This window comes from Rhizobium pantanalense (genome assembly GCF_030182525.1).
Classification (GTDB): Bacteria; Pseudomonadota; Alphaproteobacteria; order Rhizobiales; family Rhizobiaceae; genus Rhizobium.
In genome coordinates this window covers 489,141-502,041 of record NZ_JAQJCH010000002.1, presented here as the reverse complement: position 1 = coordinate 502,041, position 12,901 = coordinate 489,141, and the positions used below count along the sequence as shown (strand labels likewise).

Below are 12,901 nucleotides of genomic sequence, written 5' to 3'. Positions count from 1 at the left end.
CCCGTTCTAAACTTCAGCGAGCGGTATTTGTTCCCTGCCGTGATATGCAAGGGACGAACTAGAAACGTCGTGAATCTACCATTTGATGCGGTAGTCCACCCGCACATTACCAGCCGGCGTCAAAGTCTGCGGATCGGCGAAGGAGGCCGAGAAATTGAGGTTCGGCGCCAAAGGCTGCTGAAACGAGACCGTGCTGGAAAAGACGCTGCCGACGTCCTTCAGATTGCCGATCGCAGATAAGGACGTTCCCGTCCAGGGAACAGCAACGGTAACGGCTTGTGTCGCGGTAATGGAATTTGCCGCATTCCGCGCGCCCGCGTAATTTACGTTCAGCGAACTAGAAGTGCTCATGTCCAGGTTTTCCGACACCGTCCAGCTCCGCGAGCGTTCGAGGCAAAGCGTTCCGGTGCTGTTGAGCGCATCAACCCTCAATGACACCTCGCGACGCCATATGGTCGAAAAGCGCTTGTGATCGTCGATTGCCGTACCCCACAGGGTCGCCAGGCTGCTGCTGCGCAGGATGGCGCCGGTGGCCGCGCTGCCAAGTCCGAGATCCATGCCAGCGCTGACATCCCATGCCATCGGCAGCCGGAAACCCAGAGTGGTCTTGTATGTTCTGGGTGCGACCTTGACCGGCGACCAGATCATCAGATCGCTGGCTTTGGTGACCTGCGGCAAGCTGACACTCGCAAGAAGACCAAGAACGCCGCGAAGGACGCGTTTTGACCTGAAGCCCATGTTAAAGCCCGCATTCTCTTACCCCGACCTCGTGATGTTCAGGGCGCATCAAGGCAACAGCCGGACACGGAAACACCCGCATGCCGGCTTCGGATTGATTTTGTTCGGTTAAGCACCAGCAAGATAGCGGCGCATCGGAGCCAAGATTTACGGCATCCGATTGAAGGGAATGACGCAGCTTCCAATCAAGAAGCACCCTTCGCCTGAAAGAATCCCATCCGGGGTCGCGCTTGTAAACCCCTTGATCTCATGTTTTTTGTTGCGTTGCACACATGTCGCACCTGCGACGCCGCAGCATGAAAGCGACATCACCGCGAACGGCCTGAAAAACCAGCCCTTGCCGGATAGCCAAGTCGTCATTGAAGGATGATCACATTCCCGCGAGCGGCCGCGGCGCGAAGCATCGAACCGGTGGTTCACCCCGCGCGGAGCCCAGCCTTCGTCAGAATCGGAAGCACCCGATCGCAGAAATAGGGCAGTTCCTGCGTATAGTTGACGAAGGACAAGGCGATGCCGGCATAGCCTTGCTCGGCAATGGCGATCATCTCTTCGGCAATGCGCTGCGGCGTGCCGATCAGCGGATAGCTGCCTGCTCCACCGGCAAACCGCTGGCGGTAGCGGTCATAGGCCTCGCGATCATGAGATTGCGAGAACTCCTTCTTGCCGGCCATGTGCTGGTCGACGGCAGCGTGATCGGCCATGGTCACGGCATAGAGCGTATAGTAATCCTCTGCCTCCGTCTGTGTCTCGCGGCAGACGACGTGACAGACGGTATAAACGCCGACTTGCCTGCCTTTGCCTTCCGCCCGTGCAGCGATGTCAGTCACATGCTTTCCGGCGTCATCGATCTCGGTGAAGGTGGTGAAGAGATAGTCGCAATGCGCCGCGGCAAAGTCTCGACCGGGGTCGCCGAAGGCCGCATTCATCGTCACCGGCCGTGGCGCCTGCAGGCTTGCGGGACGGCTGACGGCTTCTTTCAGATTATAGTAGCTGCCGCCATAGTCGATCGGCTCATCGGAGGCGTAGAGCCTTTCGACAACTTCCAGCCATTCGGCGGCTTGGTCGTAGCCTTTTTCGACCAGCGGCACGCCGAACATGCCGAATTCCTTCGGGTTCCAGCCACAGACAATGTTCAGCCCGGCTCGCCCCTGGCTGATATGATCGACCGTCGCAAGCGACTTGGCAGCATAAAGGGGATGGACGAGCGGTACGTGCACCGTCATGAAAAGGCCGATCTGCTCGGTCGCAGCGGAGAGCGCAGCAGCCCAGGTGAAGGTCTCGAACGACCATTCACGCACGCGGTTCTTGCCGCCGAAACCGCGCCAGCGGGCAATCGGCAGAAAGAATTCGAGCCCCGCCCGGTCGGCGATCTGTGCTGCGGTCAGATTATCCTGCCAACCTGCCGTCCAACGCTCCGGCACGTCGGTGATCGCGAGCCCGCCATCCGCATTGGTCGAGAAAACACCGAGCTTCAGCCTGTTCGGCCCCTTCAGCGGATGCATGTTCATGGCGGCCTCCTCCTCCCGAATTCACCTCGCGTCTATCCTGCAAAATCCGCAGCGACCCGATAGAAATGTGTTAGCGTCGTAACGAAGAATTTCAAGCTTAAAGTTTTTCGATCCGCGCATACTAATCAACCACGGGGCACAAGGCTCTTGCGTCTCGCCTGTTGCGGCGCGATGCGCTTGTCTCCGGCGAAAAACGGCCCGCCGTGCCGGTCCAGTTCGCTATGCGTCAGATTGCACAATGCCTCCAACTCTCCGGCTGAGGCACGCCCGAAGGCGTCGTCGAACCTATCGGCAAGGTCCCGATCCATCTCTCGAAGCAGGCGGGGAATCCACTTGCCCCTGCCCGACCATTTGCCTCGCCCGAGCAACATAAGGTCAGCCAAAGGCTGATAGAGTTGCGCGGCAATCGCGCGTATCTCCCGAGCCGCCCGCTCTCCATGCAGGTCATCGAGAAGATCGGTGATCTGATATTTCAGAGCATTCAGCTTCTCATCTTCCAGCTTCGGTGGGCCATTATGGAGGATGCTGGTAGCATAGTCCTTCCAGGCCTGCCCCTTGTCAGGATTTGGCCCGAGGATCTGGCCTGTCGCAACCATATGAATGATAACGGGATAGCCACGCGCAATATCGTTCTCGAAAAACCAGCTGAGTGTCTCCCGGTCGTGAACAAACAATTCGAACGGAAACTCGCCCTCGATAAAGGTCTCGCGCCAACCGGTTTCGAGATGATCGAAGACCACGACCAGATCGATGTCGGAGCCCTTTCTTCCCTCGCCTCGTATGATCGACCCTGAGGCAAAGGCAAATGAATAGCTCGCAAAACGGCTGGCGAGAACCGAACGAGTCGCCTGCATTGCCGTTTCAAATATGCTCATTTCGCTCTCCAAATATCAATTGCCGGTCCGATATGCTGACCAAGTCTGAGCAGAGGGTATCTGCTCCTCGATCTGAACGGCGTTGTGGCTGCAATAATCTGTCGACGAATGATTACGAGGCCAGAGGCAGCTCAAAGCTTCGCTTCAGCGTTTCCATTGGCACATCGGTCTTGACGTTCAATACGCTCGGGATGCGCGTCAAGTGGTCAGCCTGAAACCGCCAATAGCTGTGCAGATCAGCCGTGACGATGCGCAGGACGGCATCGCATTCGCCCGTCGTCAGATAACATTCCATGACTTCAGGAAACCGCCTGACGGCCTCCGCGAATTGCAGGGTGACTTGCGCATCCTGCGTCTTGAACCAGACACGGGCAAACACGGTAAGGCCCGCACCCACCTTTGCCGGGTCTAGGACGGCAACATAGCGATCGATGATGCCAGCATCCTCCAGCAATCGCACGCGGCGAAGACAGGGTGACGGCGACAACCCCACGTCCTTCGCGAGGTCCACATTGGAGATGCGTCCGTCGCGCTGTAGCACCCGGAGGATACGCCGATCGATCTCGTCCAAAGTCGCTGACACAATATAGCTCCTACTGCCAATCAAGTGGCATAATATGCCAAACTTTCTCGTATTATTGAACTCTTCGCAAGCTCATTGCGCAAGGATTGACCTATCGTTCCAGCCGTCAACATGGAGACGGAAGCCGATGTCGAAAAAGCTCAAGAAAGTCGTACTCGCCTATTCGGGAGGCCTGGACACATCCATCATCCTGAAATGGCTGCAGCAAACCTACGGCTGCGAAGTCGTGACCTTTACCGCCGACCTTGGTCAAGGCGAGGAGCTTGAGCCCGCCCGCCGAAAGGCCGAGCAATTGGGCGTCACAGATATCAGGATCGAGGATGTCCGCGAGGAATTCGTTCGGGATTTCGTTTTCCCGATGTTCCGGGCAAACGCGCTCTATGAGGGGCAATATCTCCTCGGCTCCTCCATCGCCCGCCCGCTCATCGCCAAGCATCTCATCAATATCGCACGCGAGGTGGATGCCGATGCCATTGCTCACGGCTCCACAGGCAAGGGCAATGATCAGGTGCGTTTCGAACTGGCGGCCAATGCGCTCGACCCGTCGATCACGATCATCGCGCCATGGCGCGAGTGGGCCATCCAATCGCGCACCCAGCTGATCGAATATGCCGAAGCGCATCAAATTCCCGTGCCGAAGGACAAGCGCGGCGAGGCTCCTTTTTCGACCGACGCGAATCTCCTGCACACCTCCACCGAGGGCAAGGTGCTGGAAGACCCGGCTGAAATCGCGCCAGCCCATATCTATCAGCGCACCGTCGATCCTCTAGAGGCACCAAACGAGCCGGAAATCGTCGTCATCGGCTTTGAAAAGGGCGATGCGGTTTCCCTGAATGGAGAAGCGATGACGCCCGCAGGCCTCCTGACGAAGCTCAACCAATTGGGCGGCAGGCACGGGATCGGCAGAATCGATCTCGTCGAGAACCGTTTCGTCGGGATGAAATCGCGTGGCGTTTACGAAACCCCGGGCGGCACGATCCTCCTCGCCGCCCATCGCGGGATCGAATCCATCACGCTCGACCGCGCCGCTGCACATTTGAAGGACGAGATCATGCCCCGCTACGCTGCGCTGATCTACAACGGATTTTGGTATTCTCCCGAGCGGGAAATGCTGCAGGCATTGATCGATCGGAGCCAAATCCATGTCGGCGGCGAAGTGACGCTCAGGCTCTACAAGGGCTTAGCCGGTGTGATCGCGCGTACCTCGCCCGCCTCGCTCTACTCGACCGACCTCGTCACCTTCGAGGAAAGCTCCGGAGCATATGATCACCACGACGCGGAAGGTTTCATCAAACTCAATGGCCTACGTCTGAAGAGCTGGGCAATGCGAAACGCCAGGATGGCGGCATCTGCTCTTGACCTCGACTGCGCTTGAGGTTGCAAAGTGGCCGGCACACGGAGGTCAATCCGTAATGAAGATATTGAAAGACGAGGATTTATGCCCTGCCGCAGCCATGCGTGGGGCAATCGATGCCTTGGAAGCAGCCTTCCGGGCCAAGGCCGCCGGCAAGCTGGTGTCCCCACCCCGCCATCACGTCTCCTTTCCCGATCGTGGAGATATCGTGTTTACCGTCGGCGGCATCGATGGCGAGCGGCCGCTTGCCGGCTTTCGCGTCTACGAGACCTTTGCCGGCGAGCAGCATTCACAAGTGGTCGCTGTTTGGCGTGCTGACACCGCTGAACTTCGAGGGATCATCCTGGGCGAACGGCTCGGCCAGATCAGGACAGGGGCAATAGGAGGCATAGCCATCCGTCACCTCAGCGCTGCGACCGCCCGCACGGTCGGCATCATTGGTAGCGGTGCGCAGGCGCGAACGCAGCTCATTGCCGCTGCCGCCGTTCGCGACATAGACTCTGTCCGGGTCTTCAGCCGAAATCCGAGAAACTGTGCCGCCTTCGCTGAAGAGATGCAACTGGAACTCGGCATTGCCGTTGAACCGGTCACAAGTGCTGCAAAAGCCGTGGCCGATGCCGATATCGTATTATGCGCAACAAGCAGCGACAGGCCGGTGATCGATGCTTCGGAGTTAAAAGCCGGCGTCCACATCAATACGATCGGCCCGAAGGCGCTCAAGGGGCATGAGCTCGGCCTGGACGTCGCGAACATGGCCAGCATCATCGCTACGGATTCTCCCGAGCAAACGCGCGCCTATGCGTCCCCATTTTTCCTTTCCGGAACCATGCACGAGGAGCGAATGCTCGATCTTGCGGCCATAGTCGCCGGCCATGGTGCCGGTAGAACATCTCCTCTCGACACCACGCTCTTCTGTTCGGTCGGCCTCGCGGGTACGGAAGTCGTGGTAGCATCGGCCATATTCGACATGATCTGACATCGGCTCGGAAATCGCGCGGCTGAGCCTCGAAACTCCTCAGTCGTCCCAGCCAACGACCGTCAACCTCGGCCAGACTGCAATCCAGCGATTGACCTTCTGCTCGTAGATCGCCTGCGTGATCTGCTTCTTATTGGGGCGCACGACGCCATTCAGCAGATCAGAAAGACCGAACGGAGCACAATAATCCAGACGACCGTGACTATTGGAACGCAATCCCACGGCGGTTGCCGTAGTCGGAAAAGTGGTGATGGCGTCCAGGGTCGATTTGTAAGGCGGGATCGGGTATCCGAACTTCGCTTCGTACCAGCAATGAACCCGGGCTTCATTCTTCACATCGATCCAAACCGGCAAATCGGGAAACATCCCGCGGACCCGAGCGGCATGATCGGCCTCCGCTTGTTCAGACAGATCATCGGCATCGAAATAAACGATGTCGAGATCATTGATTCCATGAGACAGGGGCAGCCCGAAGGCATAATTTCAAACGGTCTGAGCAATGGCTCCTGCCACCAGCCAGCAATCCGGCAGCGCAATCTCATCCCAGCGCCGGAGAAGCGACCCGAGCAATGGACTTCCGAAGACTATATCCTCCAGTTCCGCCTGTTCGCTTGTCGTCATTGCCCCCACCCGACTGGAAATGGCCCTGCGGCCATGGTGTATGGCCTCGCCTCCTGTATTTAAGCACGATTCTCGGCTTTAATTGTAGACTTGGTCGCTGTATCCGACTGGCTCTCATCGCCTTTGCGTGCAAGCCGGAGCAGCCGATCCATTTCGCCGTACGAATTCAAAAGGACGACCGGCACTTGCGGCCCATACAGGTCGATACTTCGAACAAACAGAGGCGCATATTTCCTCTCGAAATTCCAGATATAGGAGAGGAAAGCCCTATCTGGCAGAGGTTCAGGGCAACCTTCGGCCATTGCAGGGCGAACTGTTCCATAGTGCCGCGAAACCCTCTTCGCCAGACCCAATAATGCGACACGCCTCGGCACTCGAACCCAAAGGACGAGATCGGTGCGCGGCAATCTCAGATCAAAGGTGGATGCGCCACTGCCATCCATGACCCACCTCTCCCGTCGCGCCAGCTCGAAGATAATCGACCGTTGCTCACCCTTTTCGCGCTCTTTCCAACCGGGCAGCCATCGGACGTCCCGGTCCAGCGATTGAAACTCCAAACCGAATGTAGTCGCAATCTTCTGGGAATAGGTCGTCTTGCCGCCTCCGGAGCAGCCAATGACAAGTACCCTGTTGGCGCCGGCAAGTAGTGCAGCAGCTTCGGGCAGCAAAACATAGTTTGGCAAAGATTCCTCCCGTCCGACACGGATGTCTAAGTCGCGCGACACTATTCTATCAGCGGGGCGCTCCGGCCCGTTCGGATGTCCACTCACTCCAATCGTCTTGAACGCCCAACAATTCAAATCCCTTCAGATTGGCTCATCTGCGACGAATTTTTTCGCCTCGCATCAGCAGACGCAAATCAGCGCGGCGACATCATCTACGATTGCGGCGTCACCTCACTCAACAGCCAGTCCTGAAATAATGTCGCAGTCTCGTTCGTTTGCTTCCTTTCCGGCATGACAACGTAATAGCTGTTCTCGGTCGGCATCGGCAGATTAAACAGCGGCAGAAGCGTGCCGGCCTTGAGCTCATCCTCGATCAGATAGGTCGGCAGGAGCGCCACACCCAGCCCGGCGATGGCGGCTGCGATGATCATGGAAAACTGGTCGAAGCGCGCACCGGGATAGGCATTCTCCGTCGGCAGCTCCTGCAGATCGAACCACTGCGCCCAGAGCTTCGGACGCGTCGTCAGATGCAGCAGCGGCGCACCCACCAGCTCGTCCGGCGAGATCAGACTCAGCCGTCCGGCAAGTTCCCAGCTGGCAACGGGCAGCACGGTCTCATTGCAAAGAAAAGTAGCAACCGCGCCGGCCCAGGCCGGCAGGCCATAGTGAATGGCAAGATCGAAATTATCCTCCTCAAAATTGAAGGGCTTGGACCGGGATTCCACCGTGACGGCAACATCGCGATGTTTGTCAAGAAACCGGCCGAGGCGCGGCACCAGCCAGCGTGTGCCGAAGGTCGGCAAGGTTGCGACCTTCAGAGACAATTTCATCTGGCCGGCGGCAACGGCGCCGATCATCAGCCGCTCCGAACGCAAGAGCAGATCCTTCACCTCCGGCAACAGCCGAAGTCCGGCCTCGGAGAGCACGACGCGTTGGCGGACGCGCTCGAACAGCTTCAGGCCCGTCTGCTGCTCCAGATCGCCGATTTGCCGACTGACCGCGCTTTGAGTCAAATTGAGTTCTTCGGCGGCACGCGAGAAATTCTGATGGCGCGCCGCGCATTCGAATGCCTGAAGATTGACGATGTCAGGGATGAGACGTCGACGCATAGTCATTCCATTTTTGCATCAAGTTAGAATTCTCTCTCACAACACCAGCCGCCCAACAAGAGATATTCTGCTAGATAGGAATGACATAGTCTTTCAGGAAGAGATTGCACATGAAGCCTGACCACGTCTCGACCAGCGATATTCGCAGCGCTTTTTCCGCCGCCATGTCGGCGATGTATCGCGAGGAGGTTCCCGCCTATGGCACGCTCATGGAGCTGGTCGCTCGCGTCAACGACGAAACGCTGGCGGCACAGCCAGAGCTTAAGGAGCGGCTGGAGGCGACGGATTATCTCGATCGCATCTCCGAGGAGCGTCACGGCGCCATCCGGCTCGGCACCGCGGCAGAGCTTGCGATGATGGCCCGCGTCTTCGCCGTCATGGGCATGCATCCGGTCGGCTATTACGATCTTTCGACGGCCGGCGTGCCGGTTCATTCGACCGCATTCCGCCCGATCGGCGATGCGGAGCTGAAGCGCAATCCCTTCCGCGTTTTCACCTCTCTGCTGCGGCTCGATCTGATTGCCGATGAAGATCTTCGCAAGGCGGCCGCAGACATTCTCGCGAAGCGCCAGATTTTCACGGAAGGTGCCGTCGCACTCACCGAAAAGGCAGAGCGCGAAGGCGGCCTGAACAAGGACGATGCCCAGCGCTTCGTTGACGAGGTTTTGGAGACCTTCCGCTGGCATGACGAAGCCAATGTCGATGCTGGCATGTATCATCGGCTCCACGATGCCCATCGGCTGATTGCCGATGTCGTGTCCTTCAAGGGACCGCACATCAATCATCTGACGCCGCGCACGCTGGATATCGACCAGGTGCAGGCGCTGATGCCGGATTACGATATCGCACCGAAGGCCGTGGTCGAAGGACCGCCGACGCGCTCCTGCCCGATCCTGCTGCGCCAGACCTCGTTCAAGGCGCTGGAAGAACCCGTTTCCTTCCGCAATGCCGATGGCGTCTGGGAAGAAGGCTCACACACCGCCCGTTTCGGCGAGATCGAGCAACGCGGCATTGCGCTAACACCGAAGGGCCGCGCGCTCTATGACAAGCTGCTCGATCAATCGCGCAAGATTGTGCGCCCGGCAGCTGATGGATCGAACGCCCGCGACTATGAAGCTGCGCTCGCTCAAAGCTTTGCCGAATTCCCGGATGACTGGGCGGCAATCCGCGCCGAAGGCCTCGGCTACTTCACCTATTCGCTGACGGCCAAAGGCAAGACCGCCGCAACGAGCCATGGCGATATCGACGCGCTGATCGACCAGCGCCTCGTTCAGTTCGACCCGATCGTCTACGAGGATTTCCTTCCCGTCAGCGCGGCCGGCATCTTCCAGTCCAACCTCGGCGATGGCGTGCAGCAGGACTTTGTCGCCAGCCCGAACCAGCGGCGCTTCGAAGCCGATCTCGGCATGAAGGTGCTGAACGAATTCGACCATTATGCCGGCATCGAACAGGCATCGATCAATGCCTGCCTGCGAGCCCTTTCCAAACAAGACGCCGCCGAATGAGGTGATGCGGCGATAACAGCCGCGCGCCCCCGGATCAAGACAAGTGGAGTTTCAAACGATGAACATTGCAGCCAAGACCCCTTCCGTTGCAGCCGAAGCCGGCGCCATTCTCGAAAAACTCGGCGTCGACAAGGTGCTCTACACGCAAGGCGACATGCCCTCCTATTCCCCGGTCACCGGCGAAAAGATCGGCAGCCTCAAGACCGTTTCGACCGATGAAGCGGCGAAGAAAATCGAGAAGGCGCATGCCGCATTCCGCGCCTGGCGCCTTGTTCCGGCACCGAAGCGCGGCGAACTGGTGCGTCTGCTCGGCGAAGAGCTGCGCGCCGCCAAGGACGATCTCGGCCGCTTGGTTTCCATCGAAGCCGGCAAGATCCGCTCCGAGGGCCTCGGCGAAGTGCAGGAGATGATCGACATCTGCGATTTCGCCGTCGGCCTTTCCCGCCAGCTGTACGGCCTGACGATTGCGACCGAACGCCCAGGCCATCGCATGATGGAAACCTGGCATCCGCTCGGTGTCGTCGGCATCATCTCCGCCTTCAATTTCCCGGTCGCGGTCTGGTCGTGGAATGCGGCGCTGGCGCTGATCTGCGGCGATGCCGTCGTCTGGAAGCCCTCGGAAAAGACGCCGCTGACCGCCCTTGCCTCGCAGGCAATCCTCGATCGTGCACTTGCCCGCTTCGGCGACGCGCCGGAAGGTCTTTCGCAGGTACTGATCGGCGATCGTGCGATCGGCGAAATCCTGGTCGACCATCCGAAGGTGCCGCTCGTTTCGGCAACCGGATCGACGCGCATGGGCCGTGAGGTCGGACCGCGGCTTGCCAAGCGCTTTGCCCGCGCCATCCTCGAACTCGGCGGCAACAATGCCGGCATCGTCTGCCCCTCGGCCGATCTCGACATGGCATTACGCGCTATCGCTTTTGGCGCCATGGGTACGGCCGGCCAGCGCTGCACGACGCTGCGCCGTCTCTTCGTCCACAAAAGCGTCTACGATCAGCTCGTTCCGCGTCTGAAGAAGGCCTATCAGAGCGTATCGGTCGGCGATCCCCTGCACTCTTCCGCGCTCGTGGGCCCGCTGATTGACAAGGCGGCGTTCGACAACATGCAGAAGGCAATTGCGGAAGCAAAGGCGCATGGCGGCTCCGTCACCGGTGGCGAGCGTGTCGATGTCGGCCATGCCGACGGCTACTACGCAAAGCCGGCGCTGGTGGAAATGCCGAAGCAGGCCGGTCCGGTCATGGAAGAAACTTTCGCGCCCATCCTCTATGTCATGCCCTATGACGATTTCGACACCGTCATCGATGAGCACAATGCCGTTGCCGCCGGCCTGTCCTCCTCGATCTTCACGCGCGACATGCAGGAATCCGAGCGCTTCCTTGCCGCCGACGGCTCCGATTGCGGCATCGCCAACGTCAATATCGGCACCTCGGGCGCTGAAATCGGCGGTGCATTCGGCGGCGAGAAGGAAACCGGCGGCGGCCGCGAATCCGGCTCTGACGCCTGGAAGGCCTATATGCGCCGGGCGACCAACACCGTGAACTACTCCAAGGCCCTGCCGCTGGCGCAAGGCGTCTCCTTCGACATCGAGTAAGCTCCATGACGGTCGCCACGAAAATCGAAGAAGCGGGCTTCAAGCCCGCTTCGCGGATCGCCTCCATCGGCGTTTCCACCATTCTTCAGATCGGTGCGCGCGCCAGCGCGATGAAGCGGGAGGGCCTTCCGATCATCATTCTCGGCGCCGGCGAACCGGATTTCGATACGCCTGATAATGTGAAGGAGGCGGCCAAGGCCGCCATCGATCGGGGCGAAACGAAATATACCCCGCTCGACGGCACGCCGGAGCTGAAGAAGGCGATCGCCGGAAAATTCAAACGTGAGAACGGCATCGACTACGCGCTCGACGAAATCACCGCGGCGACGGGTGCCAAGCAGATCCTGTTCAACGCCTTCATGGCGTCGATCGATCCGGGCGACGAGGTTATCATCCCGACGCCCTATTGGACCTCTTATTCCGATATCGTCGAGATCTGCGGCGGCGTGCCGGTTCTGATCCCCTGCGATGCCAAGGCCGGTTTTCGCCTGAAGGCTCATCAGCTCGAACAGGCGATCACGCCCAAGACGCGCTGGTTACTGCTCAACTCGCCGTCCAATCCATCAGGTGCGGCTTATTCCGAGGCCGATTATCAGCCGCTGATCGAGGTGCTGCAGCGTCATCCGCATGTCTGGCTGATGGTCGACGATATGTATGAGCACATCGTCTATGAGGGCTTTCAGTTCACCACGCCCGTCGCCATCGAGCCACGTCTCAAGAGCCGAACGCTGACGGTGAATGGCGTTTCCAAGGCCTATGCCATGACCGGCTGGCGCATCGGCTATGCCGGCGGTCCGAAGGCTCTCATCAAGGCCATGGCGGTTATCCAGAGCCAGGCGACCTCCTGCCCCTCCTCCGTCAGCCAGGCGGCGGCCGTTGCCGCGCTGAACGGCCCGCAGGATTTTCTTGAGGGTCGCAAGGCAAGCTTCCAGCGCCGACGCGATCTCGTCGTCAACAGGCTGAACGCCATCGATGGCCTGGATTGCCTGATACCGGAAGGTGCCTTCTACACATTCTCCGGCTGCGCCGGCGTGCTTGGAACGACGACACTCTCCGGAAAGATGATCGAGACGGATGCGGATTTCTGCGCCTATCTGCTCGATGAGGCCCATGTCGCCGTCGTGCCCGGCTCCGCCTTCGGATTGTCGCCCTATTTCCGCATTTCCTATGCGACATCGGAAGCCGATCTCGTCGAAGCGCTTGATCGCATCGAAAGGGCCTGCGCGGCGCTCCGGCGCTAGAGCAGCTGCGACCGACGCACAAAACGGCTATCCATCCGGAACAGCGTGAAAACAAAGAGATAGAGCATTCCCGTAATTCTGTTTAAAAGCGGGAATGCTCCAATCACCGCGTAAAACGCCGGAAGTCTTCGCATC

Annotated in this window: 13 protein-coding genes; 5 read left to right on the top strand and 8 right to left on the bottom strand. The window is 59.2% G+C overall.

The window, feature by feature from the left end; all coding sequences use genetic code 11:
* Positions 1–75: 75 nt before the first annotated feature.
* The 4 genes from PH558_RS08395 to PH558_RS08380 all read right to left on the bottom strand — a co-directional run bounded on the left by PH558_RS08395 (position 76) and on the right by PH558_RS08380 (position 3,704).
* Positions 76–738 carry a hypothetical protein gene (locus PH558_RS08395; protein WP_285203402.1) on the bottom strand — a complete coding sequence of 221 codons (663 nt, stop codon included), beginning with the start codon at positions 736–738 and terminating at the stop codon, positions 76–78.
* 416 nt (positions 739–1,154) lie between these two features.
* Positions 1,155–2,246, bottom strand: coding sequence for an LLM class flavin-dependent oxidoreductase (locus PH558_RS08390; RefSeq protein WP_285203401.1), 1,092 nt, complete (start codon positions 2,244–2,246; stop codon positions 1,155–1,157).
* A gap of 125 nt (positions 2,247–2,371) precedes the next feature.
* Positions 2,372–3,121 (bottom strand): nucleotidyltransferase domain-containing protein, encoded by a 750-nt coding sequence (locus tag PH558_RS08385; RefSeq protein ID WP_285203398.1) that lies wholly within the window; start codon positions 3,119–3,121, stop codon positions 2,372–2,374.
* Positions 3,122–3,233: 112 nt separating this feature from the next.
* Positions 3,234–3,704 (bottom strand): Lrp/AsnC family transcriptional regulator, encoded by a 471-nt coding sequence (locus PH558_RS08380; RefSeq protein WP_285203396.1) that lies wholly within the window; start codon positions 3,702–3,704, stop codon positions 3,234–3,236.
* Between the two features lie 127 nt (positions 3,705–3,831).
* Here PH558_RS08380 and PH558_RS08375 point away from each other — a divergent pair, with 127 nt between their 5' ends.
* Together PH558_RS08375 and PH558_RS08370 are read left to right on the top strand one after the other, a co-directional pair.
* The gene (locus PH558_RS08375; RefSeq protein WP_285203394.1) at positions 3,832–5,079 is read left to right on the top strand and encodes an argininosuccinate synthase; all 1,248 of its coding nucleotides are present in this window, start codon (positions 3,832–3,834) and stop codon (positions 5,077–5,079) included.
* Positions 5,080–5,116: 37 nt separating this feature from the next.
* On the top strand, positions 5,117–6,034 hold the full coding sequence (locus PH558_RS08370; protein WP_285203393.1) for an ornithine cyclodeaminase family protein: 918 nt from the start codon (positions 5,117–5,119) through the stop codon (positions 6,032–6,034).
* A 39-nt stretch (positions 6,035–6,073) separates the two neighbouring features.
* Here PH558_RS08370 and PH558_RS08365 read toward each other — a convergent pair whose 3' ends face one another.
* From PH558_RS08365 to PH558_RS08355, 4 genes are all read right to left on the bottom strand, one after another.
* On the bottom strand, positions 6,074–6,502 hold the full coding sequence (locus tag PH558_RS08365; RefSeq protein WP_350223802.1) for a nucleotidyltransferase family protein: 429 nt from the start codon (positions 6,500–6,502) through the stop codon (positions 6,074–6,076).
* 15 nt (positions 6,503–6,517) lie between these two features.
* On the bottom strand, positions 6,518–6,655 hold the full coding sequence (locus PH558_RS34215; RefSeq protein WP_350223801.1) for a nucleotidyltransferase family protein: 138 nt from the start codon (positions 6,653–6,655) through the stop codon (positions 6,518–6,520).
* Between the two features lie 59 nt (positions 6,656–6,714).
* Entirely contained in the window at positions 6,715–7,338 is a 624-nt protein-coding gene (locus tag PH558_RS08360) for a P-loop NTPase family protein (protein WP_285203390.1), read from the bottom strand.
* A 194-nt stretch (positions 7,339–7,532) separates the two neighbouring features.
* Positions 7,533–8,435, bottom strand: a complete 903-nt coding sequence (locus PH558_RS08355; protein ID WP_285203389.1) for a LysR family transcriptional regulator — start codon at positions 8,433–8,435, stop codon at positions 7,533–7,535.
* Between the two features lie 104 nt (positions 8,436–8,539).
* Between PH558_RS08355 and hglS the strand changes: the two genes are divergently transcribed.
* The 3 genes from hglS to PH558_RS08340 are packed head-to-tail and all read left to right on the top strand — an operon-like array spanning position 8,540 to position 12,766.
* Positions 8,540–9,934, top strand: coding sequence for a 2-oxoadipate dioxygenase/decarboxylase HglS (gene hglS, locus PH558_RS08350; RefSeq protein ID WP_285203386.1), 1,395 nt, complete (start codon positions 8,540–8,542; stop codon positions 9,932–9,934).
* Between the two features lie 58 nt (positions 9,935–9,992).
* On the top strand, positions 9,993–11,525 hold the full coding sequence (amaB, locus tag PH558_RS08345) for an L-piperidine-6-carboxylate dehydrogenase (protein WP_285203384.1): 1,533 nt from the start codon (positions 9,993–9,995) through the stop codon (positions 11,523–11,525).
* A 5-nt stretch (positions 11,526–11,530) separates the two neighbouring features.
* Positions 11,531–12,766, top strand: coding sequence for a pyridoxal phosphate-dependent aminotransferase (locus PH558_RS08340; protein WP_285203381.1), 1,236 nt, complete (start codon positions 11,531–11,533; stop codon positions 12,764–12,766).
* Positions 12,767–12,901 lie beyond the last annotated feature (135 nt).